This window comes from Methylosinus sp. is20ea (assembly GCF_059718135.1).
In genome coordinates, this window is the sequence record NZ_AP046088.1 from 1,861,735 (window position 1) to 1,885,365 (window position 23,631).

At 65.2% G+C, this 23,631-nt stretch carries 16 protein-coding genes; 15 read left to right on the top strand and 1 reads right to left on the bottom strand.

Annotation, left to right across the window (positions count from 1 at the left end; all coding sequences use genetic code 11):
- Entirely contained in the window at positions 1-495 is a 495-nt protein-coding gene (locus tag AC6IY7_RS08485; RefSeq protein WP_497782612.1) for a GlcG/HbpS family heme-binding protein, read from the bottom strand.
- 299 nt (positions 496-794) lie between these two features.
- Between AC6IY7_RS08485 and AC6IY7_RS08490 the strand changes: the two genes are divergently transcribed.
- From AC6IY7_RS08490 to AC6IY7_RS08560, 15 genes are all read left to right on the top strand, one after another.
- Positions 795-1,436, top strand: a complete 642-nt coding sequence (locus tag AC6IY7_RS08490; RefSeq protein ID WP_497782613.1) for a helix-turn-helix domain-containing protein — start codon at positions 795-797, stop codon at positions 1,434-1,436.
- A gap of 259 nt (positions 1,437-1,695) precedes the next feature.
- Positions 1,696-2,643 carry a family 2A encapsulin nanocompartment shell protein gene (locus tag AC6IY7_RS08495; RefSeq protein ID WP_497782614.1) on the top strand — a complete coding sequence of 316 codons (948 nt, stop codon included), beginning with the start codon at positions 1,696-1,698 and terminating at the stop codon, positions 2,641-2,643.
- Between the two features lie 80 nt (positions 2,644-2,723).
- Entirely contained in the window at positions 2,724-4,931 is a 2,208-nt protein-coding gene (locus tag AC6IY7_RS08500) for a family 2A encapsulin nanocompartment cargo protein cysteine desulfurase (RefSeq protein ID WP_497782615.1), read from the top strand.
- 81 nt (positions 4,932-5,012) lie between these two features.
- Positions 5,013-5,456: an RrF2 family transcriptional regulator gene (locus tag AC6IY7_RS08505; protein ID WP_497782616.1), complete on the top strand. Its 444-nt coding sequence runs from the start codon at positions 5,013-5,015 to the stop codon at positions 5,454-5,456.
- A gap of 255 nt (positions 5,457-5,711) precedes the next feature.
- Positions 5,712-8,045: a DUF1549 and DUF1553 domain-containing protein gene (locus AC6IY7_RS08510; RefSeq protein WP_497782617.1), complete on the top strand. Its 2,334-nt coding sequence runs from the start codon at positions 5,712-5,714 to the stop codon at positions 8,043-8,045.
- Positions 8,046-8,084: 39 nt separating this feature from the next.
- A complete protein-coding gene (locus AC6IY7_RS08515; protein ID WP_497782618.1) occupies positions 8,085-9,539 on the top strand; it encodes a DUF1501 domain-containing protein in 1,455 nt (484 codons plus the stop codon).
- A 120-nt stretch (positions 9,540-9,659) separates the two neighbouring features.
- On the top strand, positions 9,660-10,088 hold the full coding sequence (locus AC6IY7_RS08520) for a hypothetical protein (protein ID WP_497782619.1): 429 nt from the start codon (positions 9,660-9,662) through the stop codon (positions 10,086-10,088).
- A gap of 30 nt (positions 10,089-10,118) precedes the next feature.
- On the top strand, positions 10,119-11,009 hold the full coding sequence (locus tag AC6IY7_RS08525) for a dienelactone hydrolase family protein (protein WP_497782620.1): 891 nt from the start codon (positions 10,119-10,121) through the stop codon (positions 11,007-11,009).
- Positions 11,010-11,028: 19 nt separating this feature from the next.
- Positions 11,029-11,571, top strand: a complete 543-nt coding sequence (locus AC6IY7_RS08530) for a rhodanese-like domain-containing protein (RefSeq protein WP_497782621.1) — start codon at positions 11,029-11,031, stop codon at positions 11,569-11,571.
- Positions 11,572-11,580: 9 nt separating this feature from the next.
- Positions 11,581-12,150 (top strand): peroxiredoxin, encoded by a 570-nt coding sequence (locus tag AC6IY7_RS08535; protein WP_497782622.1) that lies wholly within the window; start codon positions 11,581-11,583, stop codon positions 12,148-12,150.
- A 34-nt stretch (positions 12,151-12,184) separates the two neighbouring features.
- On the top strand, positions 12,185-12,679 hold the full coding sequence (locus AC6IY7_RS08540) for a c-type cytochrome (protein WP_497782623.1): 495 nt from the start codon (positions 12,185-12,187) through the stop codon (positions 12,677-12,679).
- A 79-nt stretch (positions 12,680-12,758) separates the two neighbouring features.
- Positions 12,759-13,502, top strand: coding sequence for a cytochrome b/b6 domain-containing protein (locus AC6IY7_RS08545; protein WP_497782624.1), 744 nt, complete (start codon positions 12,759-12,761; stop codon positions 13,500-13,502).
- A 166-nt stretch (positions 13,503-13,668) separates the two neighbouring features.
- A complete protein-coding gene (locus AC6IY7_RS08550; protein ID WP_497782625.1) occupies positions 13,669-14,190 on the top strand; it encodes an invasion associated locus B family protein in 522 nt (173 codons plus the stop codon).
- 273 nt (positions 14,191-14,463) lie between these two features.
- Entirely contained in the window at positions 14,464-21,936 is a 7,473-nt protein-coding gene (locus tag AC6IY7_RS08555; RefSeq protein ID WP_497782626.1) for a hypothetical protein, read from the top strand.
- 87 nt (positions 21,937-22,023) lie between these two features.
- On the top strand, positions 22,024-23,616 hold the full coding sequence (locus tag AC6IY7_RS08560) for a methyltransferase regulatory domain-containing protein (RefSeq protein ID WP_497782627.1): 1,593 nt from the start codon (positions 22,024-22,026) through the stop codon (positions 23,614-23,616).
- The last annotated feature ends 15 nt before the right edge of the window (positions 23,617-23,631 follow it).

Consider the following 23,631-nt stretch of genomic DNA (forward strand, 5'->3'; position numbering starts at 1 on the left):
TTATTTGAGTTGGTCGGCGACCTTTTCGATGCCGGCCTTGGCGCAGGCTTCGTCCTTGTCGCCGCCCGGCGCGCCGGAGACGCCGACGCCGCCGACGACCACATCGCCGACCTTGATCGGCAGAGCGCCCTGCGCCGCGATCACATTGGCGAGATGCACGGCGCTGAGCGTCGGATTGTCCTTCACGCGCTGCGCGAATTCGCCCGACGGCGTGCGGAAGGTGCGCGAGGTGTAGGCCTTGCGATGGCTGTTCTCGAATGTATGCGGCGAGGAGCCGTCGCCGCGGATGGCGATGAGGATCTGGCCCTCTTCGCCCACGACAGTCACCGAGATGCGATAGCCCTGCTGATAGCAGACGTCATAGGCGGTCTGCGCGATGGCGAGCGCGACCGGCGTGGACAGGACCTTCTGCGTGACGAGCTCGGCATGGGCCGGAGCCAGCGCCGCGGCGAGGGCGCCGACGGCGGCCAAGGAAGCGAGGATTTTCGACGGCATAGTCTCTCCAGGGAAGGCGAAATTCTGGCGGGTCATCCCGAATGGGATGATAAATCGATCATTGTTATAGAATTTATGAGCAGTCAAGCGCTGCGCTCGAGTATGGCGGGCGGACGAATTCTGTCGCATCGACGGGGCGAGGCGCACGGACCTTTCTCTGGAAAGACAATAAAAAGAACGAAAAATCCGCAGTGTGGCGAATAGGTCGCGCCTCGAGAAGAATCGCCGGAGACCCGTCATAATTCTTGACCGGGACCGAAGCGGCAGATTAAAAAATATTTAGAAAATAGGACTTGTCGATGACTAGATTCAGACGTTCGTCCGACGCCGAGCCGCCCCGCAACGAATCCGAAGGCTCCGAGCGCCTCGCCGACACGGTCGCGCGGCGGCTCGAGCGATTGCTCACGCGCAAGGGCCGCACGCTCGAGCGCGTCGCCGAACTGAGCGGCGTCGACCTGGACGAATTGCGATCGATCGTCACGGGATCGAAAGCGCCGACGATCGCGCATTTGTGGCGGGTCGCCAATGCGATCGGCGTCCCGTTCGGAAGCCTCGTCGCCTCGCAGGAGCGCAGCGGCGTGCTGGTCATGCGCAAGGCCAGTCCGCGCGTGATCGGCTCGCAGGACGGCAATTTCCTCTCCCGCCCTTTGTTTCCCTATGACAGCGCGCGGCCGGTCGAATTCTACGAGGTCACGATAGCGCCGCTGCATCTGGAGCGCGCCGAAGCGCATGCGCCGGGCGCGAAGGAGACGCTGGTGGTCTCGCAGGGCGAGATCGAGATCGTCGCGGGACGCGAGCCGCCGGTTCGGCTCGAAGCGGGCGACGCGGTCGACTTCCTCGCCGATGTGCCGCACAGCTATCGCAATCTCGGCGAGACGCCGGCGACGATCTTTCTCGTCTTGTCCTACGCCGGCGCCGAGGCGGGCGAGGATGATGTCTGAGCCGCAGCTCGAAACGCACATACAGTACATGGTTCTTATAGACGTCTAGTAGGTGAATAAATAAACGTAAGTATCTGATAGTAGTAAAATTTTCTACTTCGAATATGATTGATTTTGTCGGGGGCGGTCTATAGTTGTTGCTCGCGGTTCGGATTCGTCCCGCCGCGCTTTTTTCGATGACGGCCGACGTTCATCGGCGTCGCGTGGCGAGAGCTTCGCGGACGCCGGGCGTTTCGTTCAACCGCCCGAGGAATAACCCATGACCACCGAACCCGAAGTCCGGCGGACGCTGAGCGAATCTGCGGCCCGCCAGCTCGCCAATGCGACCAAGACCAGAGCGCAGTGGTCGGGCATCACGCCGCGCTGGCTGGTGTCCTTTCTGCCCTGGACGCCTGTCGAGGCCGGCATCTACCGGCTGAACCGCGTCAAGGAGGAGGGCGCCCTCACCGACGCCGACGTGACCTGCAGCCCGGCCCGCGACCGCGACGCCGATCTGCCGGAGACCTTCGTCGATTACGAGGATCATCCGCGCGAATATTCGATGAATGCGGTCACGACCGTGCTCGACGTGCAGACCCGCGTCTCCGACCTCTACAGCCATCCTTACGATCAGATCCAGGAGCAGGTCCGCCTGCTCACGGAGAAGGTCAAGGAGCGGCAGGAGAGCGAGCTCATCAACAACGCCGAATACGGCCTGCTCGCCAATGTGCATCCGTCCATGAAAATCAGGACGCGGACGGGCGCGCCGACGCCGGACGATCTCGACGAGCTCATCGCCAAGGTCTGGAAGGAGCCGGCCTTCTTCCTCGCGCATCCGCGCGCCATCGCGGCCTTCGGGCGTGAATGCACCCGCCGCGGCGTGCCGCCGCCGACGGTCACTCTGTTCGGCTCGCCCTTCGTCACCTGGCGCGGCCTGCCCTTGGTGCCGAGCGACAAGCTGTTCATCGACGAGGCGGGCAAGACCAACATATTGCTGCTGCGCACGGGCGAGAAGAAGCAGGGCGTGATCGGCCTGTTCCAGCCGGGCATTCCCGGCGAGGTCGCGCCGAGCCTCTCGGTTCGCTTCATGGGCATCAACCGCAAGGCGATCGCCTCCTATCTCATCTCGCTCTACTGCTCGGCCGCCGTGCTGACCCATGACGCGCTCGGCGTGCTCGAGGGCGTCGAGGTGGGCAAGTTCCACGATTACGGCGACAAATACGTCTGATCTTTCGGCCCAGAGCCGCTCGCGCCGGCGGAGATCCGCCGCCGGCGCGCTATTTCCGAACTGTTCGAGAGAGAGCGATCATGTCTTCTGCGCCCTCCAATTCCGCGGCCTTCGGCGCGAGCGCGCCGGACGCGCCCTCCGAGGAGGCGCTGACGCGCCATGGAGCGCCGGCCTTTCCCGATCCGGCCATGATCGCCCGCCTCGCCAATGCTTTTTTCCAGGCCTCGCCGCAGGCTTCGTCCAGCGAGTCTCCGGCGACGCTCTCTCCCGGCGCGCCGATCGTGCCGCCGACGCAGCCCGAGCCGCCCGCGCCCTCCGTCGTGACCAGCGTCGCGCCCTACGCGCCCGCGCGCCCGCCGCTGGGGCCGCCCGACGTTCCGCCGACGACGATTCCCTCCATCGCGCCGACGCCCAATCTCTCGGCTCCCTCGGCGCCGGTCGGCCTACAGCCGGCGGTTCCGCCCAATGGTCTCTCGGATGTTCCGCAGCCGGGCGCCTCGGCCGGCGCTTTCGAGCCGGGAAGCCCCGCCGCGGCGGCGATCGATTATTCCGCCATTCCCAACTCGCTCGCGCAATATGGCGGCGCTGCGCCCATGCAGGCGCCGGCCCCCTATGGCGGCTATGACGCGGACGCCGTTCCGGGCGGCGTGAAGGCGGGGCCCGCCGACAATCTCTATTTCCTGAGCGAGCGCGCGCCCGCGGTCGCGCCGGGCTCCGTTCCCGCGGAGCCGTCGCTCTCCCTCGTCGACCGCTATGATGCGGATATCGCGCCGGCCTCTGCGCCCGATGTCGCGCCGGAGAGCTTCGCCTATTCCGGACCCTCGGAGGCCGATCCGCATCGCGTGTCGGACGCTTTCGCGCTGGGGACGCCCAATGTCGCAATGCCGGAAATCTCCGGCCAGGAGCGCAGCTTCGCGCCCGGCGCCGCCGGCCCGGCGGCGAGCGATTCGTTCTATTTCCTCGATCGCGCCGGCGCCGTTCCGGCCGCGCCGACGACGGCGCAGCCGGAGCCGCAAGGCTTCGCGCCGCAGCTCGCCGCCAGCGCGCCGGCGAGCAGAGCCGCCTTCGACCCCTATGCGGTGAAGCGCGACTTTCCCATCCTGCAGCAGCAGGTGCATGGCAAGCCGCTGGTCTGGCTCGACAATGCCGCGACGACGCAAAAGCCGCAGGCGGTCATCGACCGTCTTGCGCATTTCTACGAATATGAGAATTCCAACATTCATCGCGCCGCCCATGCGCTGGCGGCGCGCTCGACCGACGCCTATGAGGCGGCGCGCGAGAAGGTGCGCCGCTTTCTGAAGGCGCCCTCGATGAAGGACATCATCTTCGTGCGCGGCGCGACCGAGGCGATCAATCTCGTCGCCCAGGCCTGGGGCCGGCGCAATGTGCAGGCGGGCGACGAGATCGTCGTCTCCTGGCTCGAGCATCACGCCAATATCGTGCCCTGGCAGCAGCTCTGCGCCGAGAAAGGCGCGCGGCTGCGCGTCGCCCCGGTGGACGACCGCGGCCAGATCATCCTCGAGGAATACGAGAAGCTGCTGAATCCCAAGACGCGAATCGTCTCGGTGACGCAGGTCTCCAATGCGCTCGGCACGGTGACGCCGGTGCGCGAGATCACGGCGATGGCGCATCGCCATGGCGCCCGCGTGCTGATCGACGGCGCGCAATCGGTCTCGCATATGCCGGTCGACGTGCAGTCGATCGACTGCGATTTCTTCGTCTTCTCCGGCCATAAAGTGTTCGGCCCGACGGGCATAGGCGTCGTCTATGGCAAGGACGACGTCCTCGCCGACATGCCGCCCTGGCAGGGCGGCGGCAATATGATCGCCGACGTCACCTTCGAGAAGACCATCTATCAGGGTCCGCCGGAGCGTTTCGAGGCCGGCACCGGCAATATCGCCGACGCCGTGGGTCTCGGCGCCGCGCTCGACTATATCGAATCGATCGGCATGGAGGTGATCGCCCGCTATGAGCATGATCTCCTCCTCTACGCGACCGAGAAGATGCGGATCGTGCCGGGGCTGACCTTCATCGGCACGGCGGCGGAGAAGGCGAGCGTGCTCTCCTTCGTGCTCGACGGCCATCGCACCGAGGATGTCGGCAAGGCGCTGGATCGCGAAGGCATAGCGGTGCGCGCCGGCCACCATTGCGCGCAGCCGATTTTGCGCCGCTTCGGCCTCGAGGCGACGGTGCGGCCGTCGCTGGCCTTCTACAACACTTGCGCCGACGTCGACGCGCTGGTCGCCGCGCTCTTGCGCCTGCAGAGCGGACGCGCCGGCTTTTTCTGAGCGCTGGATAAACTCCACCGTCTTTATTGACTTCCCGCGCTGTCGCCAATAGTCTACTGTTTTTGTAGACGGGGTGGCGCGGTGCTGACGAAAAAGGGCAAATACGGCATCAAAGCCATGACCTATCTGGCGCGTTTCGAGCCGGGCCGCACCGTGCCGGTCCAGGAGATCGCGACCACGCAGCGCATACCGAAAAAATTTCTCGACGCCATCCTCTGCGAATTGCGCAATCTCGGTTATGTGAGCTCGAAAATGGGCAAGGGCGGCGGCTATACGCTGGCCCGTCCCGCCGAGACGATCTCCGTCGGCAATATTATTCGCGCGCTCGACGGCCCGCTGGCGCCGCTCCCCTGCGCCAGCAAGACGCGCTATCAGCCCTGCGACGATTGCGTCGATGTAGAGAAATGCGCCGTCCGCCTCGTGATGCAGGACGCGCAACGCGCGCTATCGGGCGTGCTCGACAATTGCTCGCTCGCCCATGTGCGCGATCTCGCCGAGAAAGTGGCCCTCTGCTACGAAATTTGACATTTGTCGCGCCCCGCATGTCGTGAATCGCGGAGGCGCCTCCTTCCCCACGCGCCGCCGCGATCTGCGCCACCGCCGGATGCGGCTTTTTTCCGACTATAAGTTGATCTTCTTTGTAGACTTAATCGATATTCGCGCTTAAAGTCCCCTTCTAGCCACGACGACGCGTGCGCGCCGAGCGCGTCGTCGGAACACGGTCGCTTCTCGTAAGCATATGACGCCTATCGGCAATACAGAGAAAACGAGGTTGCGGGCATGACGAAGACCTTCAAACGATCCGTGATCGCAATGCTGATGAGCGCCTCCGTGGCGGCTCTCGCGATCGCCGAGGAACAAAAGACGCCGGCCGCCGCCACCGCCGAATCGCCGCGCGCCAGCAAGCCGCATTGGGCGTGGCAGTCGGTCTACCAGCCCTTCGCGCCCAAAGTGCAGAAGACCGATTGGACGCGCTCGTCCTTCGACGCTTTCGTGCTCTCCAAGATCGAGGCGCGCGGCCTGACGCCCTCGCCCGACGCCGATCGCGCCACTTTCATCCGCCGCGCGACGCTGGACTCCTGGGGTCTCATCCCCACTCCCGACGAGGTCGCGGTCTTCGAGGGCGATACGAGCCCCGACGCCTATGAGAAGCTCGTCGACCGTCTGCTCGCCTCGCCGCGCTATGGCGAGCGCCAGGCTCGTTTCTGGCTCGATCTCGCGCGCTACGCCGACAGCACCGGCTTTCAGAACGACAATAACCGGCCGAACATGTTTCGGTATCGCGATTACGTGATCAAGTCGTTCAACGAGGACAAGTCCTATTCGCAGTTCGTCCGCGAGCAGCTCGCGGCGGATGAGATCGCGCCGGGCAATCAGGAGCTGCTGGTCGCGACCGGCTTCCTCGCCGGCTATCCGGACAACAGCAACTCGCGCGATCTGGTGCAGCGCAAATATCAGATCACCACGGATATGGTCGACACCGTCGGTCAGGCGATCCTCGGCACGACGGTCGGCTGCGCGCGCTGCCACAATCACAAGACCGACAAATTCACGCAGAAGGATTATTATTCGCTGCAGGCCTTCTTCGCCAACACCGCTTTCGATGAGAAAATCCCCGCCAAGAAAGGCGAGGTCGAGGCCGAGTTCCAGAAGGAGCAGGCGGCGTATAACGAGGCGACCAAGTCCATTCGCGCGCGGCAGAAGGAGATCATCGACTCGGTCCGCGAGGCGGCGCTCAAATATCATAAGGAGCGCTATCTGACCGACAGCCGCGAGTCGATCTTCAAGGCGAAGGACCAGTGGAACGCGATGGACCGCTGGGTCAATCACCGGCTCGACGTGGTGACCGACGACACTGCGCTCGCCGGCTTCCTGCGCTACGCCGCCGACGACAAGAGCGCGCCGGAGCACAGCGACGAGATCGTCAAAAAGGCCGAGGAGTATCAGAAGCTCACGCAGGAGCTGCGCAAGTTCCAGAATCTGCGCTCGAACAAAGGGTCGCTGAACTTCACCGCCGCCACCGAGCTCGGCCACGCCGATGCGCCGCCCACGCATATTCTCTTCGTCGGCAATCATGAGAAGCCGCTCGACGAGGTGCAGCCCGCCTTCCCGGAGGGCATCACGAGCGAGCTGCCCGACATCAAGCCGACGGCGACCTCCTCCGGCCGCCGCACCGCGCTCGCCGATTGGCTGGTGAGCGAGAAGAATCCGCTCACGGCGCGCGTCTTCGTCAATCGCGTGTGGAACCAATATTTCGGCAAGGGCATTGTCGGCACGGTCAGCGATTTCGGCAAGGCCGGCGACAAGCCGACCAATCAGGAGCTGCTCGATCAGCTCGCCTTCACTTTTGTGAAGGATGGCTGGAGCGTGAAGAGTCTGCATCGCTCCATTCTGCTCTCGGCGACCTATCGGCAATCGTCCGACTATCGAGAGGATGTCGCCAAGGCCGATCCGGAGAACAAGCTGCTCGCCGTCTTCCCGCGCAAGCGTCTCGAGGCCGAGGAGATTCGCGATTCGATCCTCGTGGCGTCCGGCAAGCTCAATGAGCGCATCGGCGGTCCGAGCGTGTTCCCGCCCGTTCCCGCCAATTTCGCCGGCGGCGGCAATTTCAACGCCGATCCCGCTTGGACGACCTCGAAGGACCCGCAGGACTATACGCGTCGCAGCCTCTACATCTTCACGCGTCGCAGCCTGCCCTATCCGCTGCTCGAAACCTTCGACATGGCGAATCCGCAGCAGATTCACAGCAAGCGGGATGTGACGACGACGCCGCTGCAGGCGCTCACGCTCTACAATAGCGACATCATCTTCCAGTGGTCGCAGGCTCTCGCGGGACGCGTGATCGAGGAGGCCGGCGACAATGAGGCGGCGCAATTCGACAGGCTCTATCTCGTGCTCTTCGGCCGCAAGCCGACGGAGACGGAACGCCAGGCGCTGCACGCCTTCCTCGACCAGCATCAGAAGACGATCGCCGCCAAGGCGGAGAACGGCAAGTTCTCGATCGCGGTGCCGGTGACGACGAAAGCGCATTTCGTCGATCCGCTGCGCGCCTCCGCTTTCGTCGATCTCGTGCACACTGTCGTGAACAGCAACGATTTCGTCTACCGCTTCTAAAGAGACAACCGGACAATCTGAACCGAGGGGAGCAGGCATATGCTCATCAAGACATCGCGTCGTGAGTGGCTGCGCAGCGCAGCTTATGGAGTTGGCGGATTCGCCGTCAGCGGAATGATGCCGGGCGGCGGCTGGTTCGGCGTTCCGGACGCCAATGCGGCGACTTTCGTCGATCCGCTTGCGCCCAAGCAGCCACATTTTCCTGCCAAGGTGAAATCGGTCATTTGGGTGCATCTCGACGGCGCGCCCAGCACCATCGATCTCTATGACTATAAGCCCGAGCTCGAGCGTCTGGCCGGCCAGGATATTCCGGCCTCCTTCCTCGAGGGCATCAAGACGAGCACCCAGGGCGGCGTCGGCAAGCTCTTCGCATCGAAGCGGACCTGGAAGCAGTATGGCCAGAGCGGCGCCTGGTTCTCGGACCTGCTGCCCAATCTCGCGCAGCAAGCCGACAAGCTGACCTTCGTCAAATCGAGCGTCACCGTCGGCGCCACGCACGACATCTCGATCCTGAAGCTCAACACCGGCGATCTGAGCCCGGGCCGTCCGTCGCTCGGCGCCTGGGTCGCCTATGCGCTCGGCTCGGCCAATGCTGATCTGCCGCCCTATGTCGTGCTCTATGGCGGCCAGCGCGAGCCGCGCGCGGGCTCGGTCAATTGGAGCTCGGGTTTTCTGCCCGCGGTCTATCAGGGCACGGCGTTCCGTCCTGGCGCGCAGCCGATCCTGCATCAGGCGCCGCCGGAGCTGATCGGCCAGCAGCAGCAGCGCGAGAGCCTCGATCTTCTGCATCAGCTGAACGACATCCGCTCCGCTCAGCGTCCCGAAGACAGCGAGCTCGCCGCGCGCACCAACTCCTACGACCTCGCCTATCGCATGGAGGCGACCGCGCCAGAGGCCGTCGATTTGTCGAAGGAGACCGAGGCCACCAAGGCGCTCTACGGTCTCGACGACGAAGCGACGCGCGACATGGGCACCGTGCTGCTGCGCGCCCGCCGTCTCGTCGAGCGCAATGTGCGCTTCGTGCATGTCGTGTCGGGACCCATCGCCGGCCTCGGCCAGGGCGACGACGCCAATTGGGACGCGCATCGCCAGCTCGAGCGCAATCACGGCGCTCATGCGCGCGCGATCGACAAGCCGATCGCCGGCCTGCTCGCCGATCTTCAGTCGCGCGGCCTCCTCGACGACACGCTCATCGTGTGGACGTCGGAGTTCGGTCGCACGCCTTACGGCCAGAGCGGCGACGGTCGCGACCACAATCCGTGGGGCTATACGCAATGGCTCGCCGGCGGCGGCCTGAAGCACGGCATCACCTATGGCCGCACCGACGACCTCGGCCTCAAGACCGTCGCAAACCCTGTCGACACCTATGACCTGCATGCGACCGTGCTGCAGCTCCTCGGCCTCGATCACCTCAAGACGATCTATCTGCGCGCCGGCCGCGCCGAGCGTCCGACGGTCGTCTACGGCAAGGTCGTGAACGACATTCTCGCCTGACGAAAGACGCCGGAGCTTCAAAGCTCCGGCGCGACACACGACCCGAACTCGCGGCGCCCGACCGCCGCGAGAACGAGCCTCTGCGCATTCGAAACCACGAGCAGGATCGCAAAAAGCGTCATGAGCCGCACGTCCGCCTATCGCATTGTCTTCTCGCGTTCGGTCTTCTCGCGTTCGGCCCTGTGCGCCGTCCTGCTCGCCACGCCGGCGCTGGCCGCGCTGGATCTGCGCGACTACGACGACGATTTGATGCGCGACCTCGAAAAGACGATCAAATATTTCGAGCCGGACATCACCGCGCAAAATTCGCAAGCCGCCAAGGAGGACGCCGAAGTCCTTCTCGATGGCTTCCGCTATACGGAGGATTATTTCGCCAAGCGCGGCAAGGACGACGCCGTGGCGATCTCCCGCGACGGATCGCGCCTCATCACCGACGTCGTTCAGAAAGTCGAAAAAGGCGAGTTCGACGCCGCCGCCGCCTCCGCGCGCGAGGCGACGCAAGTCTGCAAAACCTGCCATGAGATCTACAAGCCCCGCCTCGCACGCTGACCCCGAAGATACGACCCGAGGATACGAACGATGACGCGTAAGACCGCAAACGAGTTCCCGCCCGGAATATTGAAGCTCTTCGATCTCTTCGTGCATGGCGACATCGACCGCCGCGGCTTCATCGACGGCGCCAAGACATGCGCCGTCGGCGCCGCCGCCGCCACGGTTTTCCTCGAGGAGCTGCTGCCGCGCTTCGCCGCGGCCGAGGTGGTGAAGAAGGATGATCCGCGCATCGCCGGCAAGACGCTCGAGGTTCCCTCGCCCGACGGCAATGGAGTGGTGAAGGGCTATTTCGTCCATCCCGCCAAGGTCGAAGGCAAATTGCCGACCGTGCTCGTCATCCACGAGAATCGCGGCCTCAATCCGCATATAGAAGACATTGCGCGCCGCCTCGCGCTCGACAATTTCGTCGTCTTCGCGCCGGATGCGCTGGCGCCGCTCGGCGGCTATCCCGGCGACGAGGACAAGGCGCGCGAGCTCTTCCCCAAGCTCGATCAGGCCAAGACGCGCAATGATTTCATCGCCGCCTATGGCGCGCTGAAAACCTGTCCGATCGGCAATGGCAAGGTCGGCGCGGTCGGCTTCTGCTATGGCGGCGGCGTGGTGAATTTCCTCGCCACCAAGCTCCCCGATCTTGCCGCCGGCGTCCCCTTCTATGGGGCGCAGCCGCCGGCCGAGGAGGTCGCGAAGATCAAGGCGCCGCTGCTCATCCAATACGCCGGCGTCGACGATCGCATCAACGCCGGCTGGCCGGCCTATGAGGCGGCGCTGAAAGCCGCTCATGTCGATTATCAGGCCTTCGTCTATCCGGGCGTGCAGCACGGTTTCAATAATGACACGACGCCGCGCTATGACGCCGCGGCGGCCGAGCTCGCCTGGAAGCGCACCGTCGATTTCTTCAACGCCCGTCTGCGCGCCTGAGAACGAATAAGGAAAAGCCATGAAAATCTCGACGCTCATCTTCGGCCTGGCGCTCGGCGCCGCCTCGACGGCGCTGCTCACCGCCGGCGCCACGGCGCAGCAGGCCGTAGCGCCCGCCGCCCCTGCGGCCGCGCCCGTCACCCCGGCCAACGACCCGGCCTATACCTATAAGACGCTCCGCCTCAATCGCGCCGCCTTCGACGCCCTGCTGGCGAAGCCGGAAGATCTGCTGGTGCTGGATATTCGCCGGCCCGACGAGCTGACCAAGAATGGCGGCTTCCCGGTCTATCTGAGCATTCAGACCAAAGAAGTTCAGAAATCTCTCTCCTACATCCCGCGCGATCGGCTCATCGTCACAGTGTCCAATCGCGCGCATCGCGCTGGCGCGGTGGGCGATATTCTCGCCGGCCTCGGCTATCATGTCGTCGGCGCGATCGGCGTGCTCGATTATCAGGACGAAGGCGGAATTCTGACGAAGCTCGCGCCGCCGGCTCCGGCCGCGACGGCCGCGGCTCCCGCAGCCGCTGCCGCCGCAGTGGCGACCACCAATGGCGCGAAGTGAGGCGAAGCCATGCGTAAAGCTGCAGTACTTTCTGCTTTGATTCTCTCGGCCGCTTTCGCGGCCTCCCCGGCCTCCGCGGCCTTGAAGACGGGCGCTGAAGCGCCCGATTTCAGCGCGCCCGCCGCCATCGGTGGAAAGGACTTCGTCTTTTCTCTGGCGGAGGCGCTGAAGAAAGGACCCGTGGTGCTCTACTTCTATCCCAAATCCTTCACGCGCGGCTGCACCATAGAGGCGCATGAGTTCGCCGAGAATTATGACAATTTCTCCGCGGCCGGCGCCTCGCTGATCGGCGTCTCCGCCGATACGATCGAGACGCAGCGCGATTTCTCGACGAAAGAGTGTCGCGACAAATTCCCGGTGGCGGCCGACGCGAATTTTTCCGTCATCAACGCCTACGACGCCAAGCGCGATCGCCCGACGCAGAATGGCGATACGGTTTCCGACCGCATCTCCTATGTCGTGACGCCGGACGGCAAAATCGGCTTGACCTATGTGAGCTCGGACCCGATCAAGCATGTCTCGGAGACGCTCGAATTCGTGCGGCGGTGGCAAGAGAGCCACAAGCCCGGCAAGATTTGAGCATTGCGTTCAACTTCGGCAAAAAGGGACGATTATGAGTCTGTATTCGAAGCGCGCGCGCGCCCTTCTCCTCGGCGGCGCGCTCATCGCGAGCTGTGTCGCTCTGACCTCCGCCTCTGCGCAGGCGCCCGGCCCCTCTCCGGCGAAAATCGCGGTCGAGAATCGCCGGGCGGAATTCACGCTCATCGGTAATTTCTTCCGCTGGTTCGGCGCCGTCGCCCGGGGCAACGCCCCCTATGACGAGGCCGAGGCGAAGAAACGCGCCGAGCGCATCGCCTATCTCGTGGGCCTGCTCGACGAGTCCTTCCCCGAGATTTCCAATGTCGGCGAGCCGGACAGCAAGGCGAAGGCCGAACTCTGGAAGGAAAAGGCGGAGTTCGACAAGAAGCTCGCCAAATTCAAGGAAGACGCCCACGTCTTCGCCGACACGATCTCCAAGGAGAAGGGCGCGACGGAAGCCTTCAAGACCGCCGTGGCGAACCTCGGTCAGGATTGCAAGGGCTGCCACGACTCTTACAAGGCCAAGTAGCCGTAGCGCCCGGTAGCCGTAGCGTCCGGTAGCCGCAAAGTCCGGTGCAAAAAGTCGAAATAGCGCAACGAGACGAACGATGACGGTGATCGACAGGCCGCCCGAAACAAAGGCGGCGGCCGCGCAATCGAAAGAAAAGCGTCTGGTCTGGGATCTGCCGGTGCGGCTGTTCCACTGGTCGCTCGTCGTCTCGTTCATCGGCGCCTATGTGACCAACAGGCTCGGGGTGGCCTGGTTCGATTGGCATGTCCGATTCGGCTACGCCGTCCTCGCGCTCGTCGTTTTCCGCGTGCTGTGGGGCATGTTCGGCGCCAAGCATGCGCGTTTCGCGAGCTTTTTGCGGCATCCGCGCGAGGCGTCGCTCTATGCGCGGAGCCTGCTGCGCGGCGAGGCGCCCCTCTACGCCGGGCATAATCCGCTCGGCGCGCTCATGGTCGTCGCTCTGCTGCTCGGCCTTTTGGCGCAGGCGACGATGGGTCTGTTCGCGAATGACGAGATTTTCAATGTCGGCCCCTTCGCGGGGGCGGTGAGCAAGGAAACGAGCCTCCTGCTCACCTCGCTGCACAAAAAGGGCTTCTATGTGCTGGCGGCCGCCGTCTTCATTCATGTCGCGGCGGTGATCGCCTATGTGGTGGTCAAGCGCGAGAATCTCGTGCGCGCCATGATCACCGGATATAAGCGCGCCGAGGCCGTTCATCCCGACGACGAGATCACGACGTCGCGTCTGACGCTGGCGGCGAGTTTGCTGCTCGTCGTCGCCATAGCGCTCGTCGCTTTGACCTCGATCGCCCCTGTGGCCAGCGCCGGCGGCGACGGGTTTTGAGCGGCGCGCCGATTCGCCGAGCTTGAGGGCGGGCGACGGCTGGGCTACTTAAGGGCCATATTGCGCATTCGATCGTCTTCGCGCGTCGAGGCTCGTCATGGTTCGCTCTATGGCTCGTTCTATCGCATTGGCTGTTTTCCTGTGTGTCCCGCAGATCGTTCATGCGGTGGAACGGCCCGCGGCCCATTCGACTGCGCCCGCCAAAGCCGCTCCCGCCAAAGCGGCGCAAGCGCCCGCGGCCGAAGCGCCGCGCCTGTTCGGCGATTGGCAGCTGCGCTGTCTGGCCGCCGACGCCCCGCAACAGCCGCGTCGCAGCTGCGAGATCCTGCAATCCGTCCTCGTCAAGGACAAGAGCGCGACGATCGCGGAAATCGCCTTCGGCAAGCCCGACGCCAATGACGCGATGGCCATGACGATCGTCGTGCCGGTCAATGTCGCCTTTCAGGCCGTCCCGCGCGTGACGATGAGCGACGCCGACCCGCTGCCGCTCGATCTCGTCTGGCGGCGTTGCGCCCAGGCCGGATGTTTCGCCAGCGCCGCGCTCGCCGAGCAGACGCTCGCCCGTTGGCGGAGCTATGACGGCATGGGGCGCATCGCCTTCAAGAGCGCCTCCGGGCAGGACGCTTTGCTGCCGGTCTCCTTCCGCGGGCTCGGCCAGGCGCTCGACGCATTGGCGCGAGAGCGTTGATGATATGTGGCAATATTGCCACACCCACCAAAATAGGCTGATTTCAGAAATAGCGCAGAAAACGCGCAGAAACACGTAAGTAATTCATCTATCGACGATTTCTGTCGTCGCGCCATCGCCGCCGTCCCTTTCGGTCCCAAAGCTGCGACCTTGCTGGGCGCGCCGATCAAAAATACAAGCGATAACGTAGCGTAGTTTCCGACTCGGCCGCGCCGCGGCCGGTCGTTGTCGTGATTTATCGTTCGAATTTTGCCGAGTTTTTGGAGACTGGAAATGATCGGTTCGTGCGGCCGTAGAGATGGCGCCTCCAAATTTTCGTCCCGAGTCGAGGACGCCGCGCGGCGACGCGGTCTCCTCCTCGGCGTCTCGGCGCTCAGCATCGCTCTCTCGGTCGGTCTTGCCGAGCCGGTTCACGCCCAGCAGGCGGGCGGCGTCGGCGGCGGGCCGGGCGGCGGAACGGGCGGCTCGACGACCGACGCGGTCGGGACGGCCGGCGGCGCTGCGAGCGCCGGACTGGGCGGCGGTGGCGGCGGCGGACTGGCTTCAACGGGCGGCAAGGGCGGCGGCGGCGTGGCCGCGGGCGGAGCGGGCGGCAATTCCGGTTTCGGCACTGATACCGCGGGAACGGCCGGAACCAATGGCGCAGCGAATCAGGGCGGCGGCGGCGGCGGTGGCGGCGGCGCCTTCACGGTCAACAACACATTCACCGTCTTCGCCCCGGTCACCGGCAAGGCCGGCGGAGCGGGCGGCTCGGGCGGGGCTGGAGCCGGCTCGGGCGGCGGCGGCGGCGCTGGCGGCGGCCTGGTGCTCAAGTCCCTACCTGCGGCGGGCGCTAGCACGGTCAGCGCCGGGGGCGCGCTCACCGGCGGCGCGGGCGGCGTGGGCGGCTCCGCCACTGCGGTCAGCGGCAATGGCGGCTCGGGCGGCGACGGAGGCGCCGGCTTGTTCACCACGGCCGCGGCGGGCGGCGGCGGCGCCAACAGCACGGTCACGGTTCAGGGTTCGATCACCGGCGGCGCGGGCGGGGCCGGCGGCCTCGGCGGCTCGGGCTTCGGCGTCGGCGGCAATGGCGGCAATGGCGGCGCGGGCTTCGCCGGCTCCCAATTCACGATCGACAACTCCGGCGTGATCCAGGGCGGCGCGGGCGGCCTCGGCGGCGCGGGCGCTAGCGGGGCCGGCGCCAGTGGCGCGGGCGGCGCCGGCGTCGTCGGCAGCGATCTCACCATCAAGAATTCCGGCCAGATCATCGGGACCGGCGGGGCCAACGCCCTCACCCTCACCGGCGGCGCCAATACGCTGACGACGACCGGCGCGGGCGCGCTGACCGGAAATATCGGCCTCGGCGGCGGCACGCTGACCTTCGACCAGAATACGCCCGGCGCGGGCAATTCGGTCTCCTACGCCAATAGCATCACCGGCGCGGGCGCGATCACGGTCGACGCGGGTGTGAATTCGGTCACGCTCTCCGGCGCCAACAGCTTTACGGGCGGCGCCGCCATCAAGAGCGGCGCGCTGACGATCGGCTCGGCCGGCGCCCTCGGAGCGGGGGATATCAGCTTGATCGCGGGCGGCGCGACCGCTCCGACGCTCCGATCGGCGGTCACGACGACGCTGACCAATTCTCTGAAAGTCGCGTCGGGCGTCTCGGCCACCATCGGCGCCGGCGCCGGAACAGCTCTGACCATCGCGCCCGGCGCGGGCAATGTATTGACCTTGAATGGCGGCGCGGGAACCACTCTTCATTTCGGGTCGGCGACCGACACGGGGGCGGTCGTTTTGACGCCCGCCTTAGCGGTCATCACCAACGCCGGCGCCCTGTCCGTGGACGGCGGGACGCTGAAGCTGGGCAATCTGAACGCGGCTGCCGTCGTCGGCGCGCATCAGGGCGGCCTCAATGTCGGCAAGGATGCGGCGACCGCCGCGACGCTGGACGCCAATGGTCAGTCCTTCCTCGCCAATAATCTGACTGGCTCGTCGAAAGGCGTCATCACCAATAATGGCGGCGTCGCCAGCACGCTCACGACCCGCAACACCGTGGACACAGTCTATTCCGGCGTCATCAGAGACGGCGCCGGCAAGCTCGCGCTCGATGTGCAGGGTTCGGGCGGCACGACGCTGACCCTCGCCGGAAACAACACTTACACCGGCGCGACCAATGTCGCGGCCGGTCAGACGCTGAAGGCCGGCGTCGCCAACGCCTTCAGCCAAGGGAGCGCGACGACCGTCGCAGGAACGCTGGATCTCGGCGGGGCCGGCGTCACGCAGAATATCGATACGGTCAATCTCAACGGCGGCCGCATTCGCAATGGCGGCTTGACGAGCGCCAATGGCATTTCTTCCGCGGGCGGCTTCGTCGAGAGCGTCTCCGGCTCCACCGGTCTGACGACGACGGCGGGCGTGACCAATCTCGAGGGCGCAAATGCTTATTCCGGCGCCACCACGGTCAACGCCGGAACGCTGCGACTGAACAGCGCCACCGGCCTCAGCGGCGCCAGCGCGCTGACGGTCAATGCGGCGGGAACCTTCGATCTCAACGGGTTCAACGCCACGGTGGCCGGCATAGGGGGGGCGGGAAGCGTCACGACCAATGGCGCCGCCGCGAAGCTGACCTTCGGCCTCGCGGCGGATTCGACCTTCGCGGGCGTGATGCGCGATGGCGCGGGCAAATTGTCGGCCCAGTTGTCCGGCGGCAAAACGCTGACGGTCACGGGGCAGAACATCTATTCGGGCGCGACGCAGATCGCCGCCGGCTCGGGCCTCACAGTCGCGGCGGGCGGCGGCATCGGCACGGCCGCGAACCATGCCGGCGCGATCAATGTCGATGGAACGCTGCTGATCAAGACCGGCGGCACGGTCGATGCGGGGACCAACAACCTCACCAATCAGGGGACGGTCACCATAGAAGCCGGCGGCCGCCTCACTGATGATCTCATCAATAATGGCGTCGTCAACAACAGCGGCTTGGTGGCGGCCAATCTGCAGAACAATGCGGCCGGCGCGGTGACCAACAAGGCCCCGACCGGCGTCTGGCAGGGCAATGTCGTCACCAATAAGGGCGCGATCGTCAATGAGGCGGGCGCCAATTGGATCGGCAATGTCAACGCCGACGCCAATACGGGCTCCATCGACAATCGCGGCGCCTGGAACGGCAATATCGGCAATAATCTCGGCCAGCTGAAGAACAGCGGAACGATCACTGGAACGGTGACCAATTCCGGCGCGTTCGACAATCTTTCGGGCGGCGGCGTCTCCGGCCTGCTGACGCAGGCCGCCGGCGCGACGACCAATGCGGGCGCGCTCAATGGCGGCGCTTCTGTGACCGGCGGATTGCTGACGAATAATAATCAGATCGTCGGGGCGGTCGCCGTCACTGGCGGCCAGCTCGACAATAATGCGACGATCTCCGGTTCGGTCGACAATTCCGCGACCTTCAACAACAACGCCGGCGGCAATGTCGCCGGCGGGCTGAAGACCTCGGGAACGGCGACCAACGCCGTCGGCGCGACGATCAGCGGCGGCGTCGCTGTGACGGCCGGGACATTCACCACCAAGGGCGTGGTGAATGGCGGGCTGACCAATTCGGGAACGACCCAGGCGCAGGGCGCGATCAATGGGATTGTGAAAAATCTCGCCGGATCGTTCAACGTCACCGGCGATCTGAAGACCGATTCCGTGCAGAACTCGGCCGGCGCGACCGTCGATATAAAGGCCGGAACGACGACCGGCGCCTCCGGCGCATTGTCGGTCGCCAACGCCGGCAATCTCTTCGTGCGCAATGGCGCGACGCTCACCGCGCTCGGCGGCGTGACCAATTCCGGCGCGCTCACCGTCGATCAGGGCGGCAAGGTCAATGACGCGCTCACCAATACGGGCGTTGTGAACAATGCGGGCGCCTATAATGGCGATCTCATCAATTCCGGCGCCGCGGCGGTCGTCACCAACAAATCGACGGGCGTGTGGACCGGCAATGTGCTGTCGAACACGACCGGCGCGCAAATCGTCAATCAGGGCTCCTGGGTCGGCGACGCCACCAACGCCAGCGGGACGATCGACAATCAGGCGACCTGGACCGGCGCGATCACCAATGGCGCCGGCGGAACCTTCAAGAACTCCACTGCCGCCTCCAAGCTCAGCGGCCTGCTGACGACATCGGGAACGGCGACCAACGTTGGCGTGCTGGACGGCGGCGCGCTCGTCCTCGGCGGAACGCTAAATTCGACGGGAACGATCAACAAGGGCGCGACCGTCACGGGCGGAACGCTGACGACGACGGGAACCGTCAATGGCGGCCTCGTCAATGGCGTCGCCGGCACGGTGCTCGCCTCCGGCGCGATCAATGGGCAGATCGACAATAGCGGTAAATTCACGCTGATTGGCGCACTCGCCAATAATGGCTCGACCTTCAACAACAACGCCGGCGCGACGCTCGACGCCAACGCGTTCAATTTCACCAATATCGGCGCGCTGAACAATAATGGCGCGATCACCATCGTCGGCGGCAAGTTCGTCGTGAATGGGACGATCGCTCAGGCCGCGGGCTCGATTCAGAGCAATGGCGTGATCATGGCCAATGCGATCACGGAGACCGGCGGCCTCATCACCAACACCAACATCATCAATGTGGCGACGTCTTTCGCTGTCAATGGCGGCGTGTTGACGAGCAACGCGGGTCAGGTGACGACTGCTGCGCTCGCCATTGGGGCGGGCGGAACGATCAACAGTAATGCGACGATCAATTCGGCCGCGACGATCCAGAACGCCGGCCTCGTCAACAACAACAATGGCGGAACGCTGAACGGTGGCCTCAATAATACGGGGACCTTCAACAATAACGCCGGAGCGAACCTCTCTGGTGGCCTCACCAATAGCGCGACGGCGACCAATGGCGGAACCATCGCTAACGGAGTGGCCAATAGCGGCTCGTTCACGACGACGGGCGCCATCGGCGGCGGATTGAACAACGCTGCGGCGGGCGTGGTGAAAGCGGCCGGCAAGATCCTCGGCGGCGTGACCAACGCCGGATCCTTCACCGTGACCGGCGCGCTCGACAACGGAGACGGCAATTTCACCAACAACGGCGTCGGAACGCTCGTCGTGCAGGGCGGCGACCACTTCCATATTGCTACGCTGACGAATAATTCGACCGCCGCGTCCGGCGTGTCTGTGTCTGCGGGACGCACGCTCTCGGCAGTCGATGTGACGAACGCCGCCGGCGCGACTATCGCCAATTCCGGCAATTTCGTTTCGATCAATCTGATCCAGAACGCCGGAACCTTCAACAATTCCGGAGCGGTCTCTGGCGGCCTCATCAATAGCGGCGCCTTCAATCAGCTGGTGGGCGGCTCGCTCGCCGGCGGCCTGAGCAATAGCGGAACGGCGAATGTGACCGGCTCGCTCGCTGGTGGCACGGGTAATACGGGCGTCTTCACCGTGACAGGCGCGCTCACCAATAATGGCGGCTCTTTCCTCAATAATGGCACAGGAACGCTCTTCGTCACCGGCGGCGACTACACTAGCATAGCTACGTTCACGAATATCTCCACGGCGGCGACTGGCGTCTCCATCTCGACCGGCCGCACGCTCAGCGCGACCAGCGTGGCCAACGGTCCCGGCGCGACGGTCGTCAATAGCGGGACGCTGGCTTCGACCAGTGCCGCCATTCAGAATTTCGGCACGCTGACCTCGACGGGCGCGCTCACCGGCGGGCTCAACAACACCAATGTGGCCAATGCGGCGGGCGCGATCACCGGCGGCGTCGCCAACAAGGGGACATTCACCGTGACCGGAGCGCTCGCCAATGGCTCCGGCGATTTCGCCAATAGCGGCGCGGGAACGCTCTCCGTCTCCGGCGGCGACTATACGAATGTCGGCGCCTTGACGAATAGCTCCACCGCCGCGGTCGGCGTGTCGATCGCCTCGGGCCGTACGCTCTCGGCGACGAGCGCGACGAACGCCGCCGGCTCGACGATCACGATTTTCGGCGGCGCGCTGCAGACGACGAATGGTTTCGTCAATCAGGGCAAGGTCAACGCCGCCGGAACCATCGGCGGCGGCGTGACCAACACGGGGACCTTCAATGTCACCGCCGCGCTCGCCAATAATGGCGGCAAGTTCGACAACAACGGCAATGGCGCGCTCATCGTCGGCGCCGGCGACTACACCAATATCGGCGCGCTGACGAACAGCTCCGTCGGCGACGCGACCGCGGGCGCGCAGTTCCAGGGGATCGGCGTTTCGCTCGGCCATGGCCGCACGCTCGGCGCGACGAGCGTCGTCAACAATACGACGATCGCGCTCGGCGACCGCACGACGAATACGACGGTCAATTCCATTATCGCCGGCAATCTCACCAATAATGGAACGCTCGATCTCGCCGCGGCGAATCAGGTGGTCGCCAATGGCGCGACAGCGGCGGCGCTCGCCAATTCGCTCACCGTCAATGGCAATTACACGGGCGGCGGCGTGCTCAATGTGGCGGCGCGCTTCGCCGATCTCGGCGGACAGCGGGCCGGCGAGCTGCTGGTGAACGGCGCCGGCGCCGGCAATGTGACCACGGTGATCGTCAATCCGTTCCAGAATCAGACCGGCTTTTTCGCCAGCCCGATCCTGATCGCCAAGACCAATGCCGGCTCGACCTCGACCTTCCAGCTCGGCAACGCCAACACCAGCATCGGCGCCGCGCAAGCGCTGAACACCGGCCTCGTGAGCTTCAACCTGCAGCAGCTCACCCCCGGCCAATGGTATCTCGTTCCCAATCTCGACACCGGATCGCTGTCGGCGATCGGCGGCAGCGTCGCCTCGGCGGTCGCTTCGGCGACCACCGGCTTCTTCCAGAGCGCCTCGGCCTTCGTGCAATCGCGTCCCGACGCCAAGCCCAACGCCGTCGATTTCGGAATTTGGACGCGCGCCGCCGTTGGCCGTTCCGATCTCTCGAGCTCCTCCAGCGCGCCGACGGCGGCGGGCGGCACGACCGTCACCAATGAGAAGACGCGCACGCTCTACAGCGGCTATCAGGTCGGTCTCGACGCCTCGCTCTCCAATATCGAGAACACGCAGATCAACCTCCACACCGGCGTGATGGCGGGCCAATATCTCTCGAACTCTTATGAGCTGCTCGGCTCCGGCACGCGGACGCGTTTCGACGTGCCCTTCGTCGGCGTCTATGCGGTGGCGACCGGCTTCGGCTTCTTCGCCGACGTCCAGTTCCGTCACGACTTCTGGAACGCCGACATCACCAATTATCGCGCCGGCCTCAACGAGACGCCGCTCCAGGGTCGCGGCTGGGCCGGCTCCGCCTCGCTCGGCTATCATTGGGATCTGCCCAATGACTGGTTCATCGAGCCCTCCGCCGCGATCAATGTCACCAGCGTCGACTTCGACCGACTGCAGGTGGCGGCGGGCACGACGCCGGCCTATCTCGCCCTCGACACGGTGCGCTCGACGCTCGGCCGCATCGGTCTGCGGGCGGGCACCTCCTTCGTCGTCGAGAACAAATTCGCCTTCCAGCCCTTCGTCTCGGTCAGCGGCTGGAACGAATTCGAGACCAATCTGAAGGAGAGCTTCCAGCAGAACGTCACCTATGTGCCGATCACCGTGTCGCGCTCCGGCGCTTTCGCGCAATTCGGCCTCGGCGTCTCGGCGCAGATCATCGACACGGGCTGGGTCGGCTTCCTGCGCGGCGATTATCGCACCGGCGAGAAGCTGACCGGCGCCGCGCTCAATGGCGGCGTGTCCTATCGCTTCTGAGCGGCCGCGCCGCTCCTTCGAGGCGGAAGAAAAATCTTCCGCCTCGCGCGTTTCGCTATGTCCCAACAGAGGTCGAAGCGGCCGCACATGATCCGATCCGACGAGAGGCCGCCGACCGAGGATCTGGAGCAGATCATCGCGCGCATGGCGCTGGAATATGATCTGCTTCCCTACACGTCGAATCCCTTCCCGCAGACCCAGCCCGGGCGGCTCGGGGCCATCGTCCGGCTCTCGGGGCTGGAGGCGGCGCCGCTCGCCTCGGCGCGCGTGCTCGAGCTCGGCTGCGCGGGCGGCGGCAATCTCATTCCGCTCGCCGCGCGATTTCCGGGCGGGCGCTTCGTCGGCGTCGATCTGTCGCGCACGCAGGTCGCCGCTGGCCGCGCCCGTATTGCGCGGCTCGGCCTCGCCAATGTCGAGATCCTCTGCCGCAGCTTCACCGAGCTCGGCGCCAATGACGGCGAATTCGACTATATCGTGTGCCACGGCGTCTATAGCTGGGCGCCCGCGCCGGTGCGCGAGGCGATATTGCGCATCTGTCGCGAGCTCTTGTCGCCGCAGGGCGTCGCCTATGTCAGCTATAATGTGCTGCCCGGCTGGCGCATGATGCAAGGGCTGCGCGACAGCCTGATGCTGCATGTGGCCGAAACCCGCGATTTACGCCAACGCGTGGCGCAATCGCGCGAGTTGCTCGCCATTCTCGCGGAGGCGAGCCCGGAGGGCGGGCTCCACAAGCAGGCGCTGACCGCATGGCGCGATCGTTTCCAGCAATTTGCAGACGATTATATCGCGCATGAATTTCTGGAGGAGGTCAACGACCCCTGCCTGTTTCGCGATTTCGTCGCCGCGGCCGAGCGCGCCGGCCTCGCCTTTCTCGCGGAGGCCGAGCTGCCGACGATGATCGTCGAGAATTATCCGCCGCAGACGGCCGAGCAGGCTCGGCGGCTCGGCGGCGGCCAGCTGCTGGCGATCGAGCAATATCTCGACATGCTGACCGGCCGCACCTTCCGCCAGAGCCTGCTGATCGCGCGCGAGCGCTTCGATCGCGTGCGCCGGGATATCAATCCGGATGCGATGGAAGGACTGGCGTTTCTGACCAAAGGCGATCTCCGAATCGAGCGGGAGGGGGAGGGCGGCCGCGTCATCGACGCCGCCGGGCGCGTGCTGTCGACGGTGTCGCCCGCCGTGCTCGATTGCTTGGAACGATTGATCGCGCGCTTTCCGGCCTCCTCCACGCTCGACGATCTGCTGTCCGATTCGGCCTCCGCCGACGCCGCGGAGCGCCGGGCGCTGGCGCGCGACGCTCTGCTGAAAATGACGCTCATCGGCATGGCGATCGTCACCATCGACGCCATCGACGCGGCCGTGGAGCCCGGCCCGCGCCCGAAGGGCTGGGCCGTCGCCGTGGACGACGCCGCGCGGGGCGAGCAAGTCTCCACCAATCTGCGGCATGAGCGCGTCGTGTTGGACGCCGTCGCCCAGGCGCTTTTGCCCAAGCTCGACGGCTCCGCCACAGCGGCCGACCTCGCCGCTCATCTGGTGCGCCTCGGCAAGGAGGGGCGATTGAACTTCGCCCGGGATGGCGCGCCGGTGACCGATGAAGACGCGATGGCGCAGATCGCCGAAGAGCAGACCGCGGCTTGCCTGCAATATTTGGCCAAAGCCGCTGTTTTGACCGCCTGAATCGCAGGCTCGCGA

What these genes read in the sequence shown, in the direction of transcription:
- AC6IY7_RS08515 (WP_497782618.1), top strand. Translation starts at nt 8,085, where the DNA reads ATGCTCATCAAGACATCGCGTCGTGAGTGGCTGCGCAGCGCAGCTTAT.
- AC6IY7_RS08530 (WP_497782621.1), top strand. Translation starts at nt 11,029, where the DNA reads ATGAAAATCTCGACGCTCATCTTCGGCCTGGCGCTCGGCGCCGCCTCG.
- AC6IY7_RS08490 (WP_497782613.1), top strand. Translation starts at nt 795, where the DNA reads ATGACTAGATTCAGACGTTCGTCCGACGCCGAGCCGCCCCGCAACGAA.
- AC6IY7_RS08535 (WP_497782622.1), top strand. Translation starts at nt 11,581, where the DNA reads ATGCGTAAAGCTGCAGTACTTTCTGCTTTGATTCTCTCGGCCGCTTTC.
- AC6IY7_RS08555 (WP_497782626.1), top strand. Translation starts at nt 14,464, where the DNA reads ATGATCGGTTCGTGCGGCCGTAGAGATGGCGCCTCCAAATTTTCGTCC.
- AC6IY7_RS08540 (WP_497782623.1), top strand. Translation starts at nt 12,185, where the DNA reads ATGAGTCTGTATTCGAAGCGCGCGCGCGCCCTTCTCCTCGGCGGCGCG.
- AC6IY7_RS08500 (WP_497782615.1), top strand. Translation starts at nt 2,724, where the DNA reads ATGTCTTCTGCGCCCTCCAATTCCGCGGCCTTCGGCGCGAGCGCGCCG.
- AC6IY7_RS08560 (WP_497782627.1), top strand. Translation starts at nt 22,024, where the DNA reads ATGATCCGATCCGACGAGAGGCCGCCGACCGAGGATCTGGAGCAGATC.
- AC6IY7_RS08510 (WP_497782617.1), top strand. Translation starts at nt 5,712, where the DNA reads ATGACGAAGACCTTCAAACGATCCGTGATCGCAATGCTGATGAGCGCC.
- AC6IY7_RS08525 (WP_497782620.1), top strand. Translation starts at nt 10,119, where the DNA reads ATGACGCGTAAGACCGCAAACGAGTTCCCGCCCGGAATATTGAAGCTC.
- AC6IY7_RS08520 (WP_497782619.1), top strand. Translation starts at nt 9,660, where the DNA reads ATGAGCCGCACGTCCGCCTATCGCATTGTCTTCTCGCGTTCGGTCTTC.
- AC6IY7_RS08485 (WP_497782612.1), bottom strand. Translation starts at nt 495, where the DNA reads ATGCCGTCGAAAATCCTCGCTTCCTTGGCCGCCGTCGGCGCCCTCGCC.
- AC6IY7_RS08495 (WP_497782614.1), top strand. Translation starts at nt 1,696, where the DNA reads ATGACCACCGAACCCGAAGTCCGGCGGACGCTGAGCGAATCTGCGGCC.
- AC6IY7_RS08545 (WP_497782624.1), top strand. Translation starts at nt 12,759, where the DNA reads ATGACGGTGATCGACAGGCCGCCCGAAACAAAGGCGGCGGCCGCGCAA.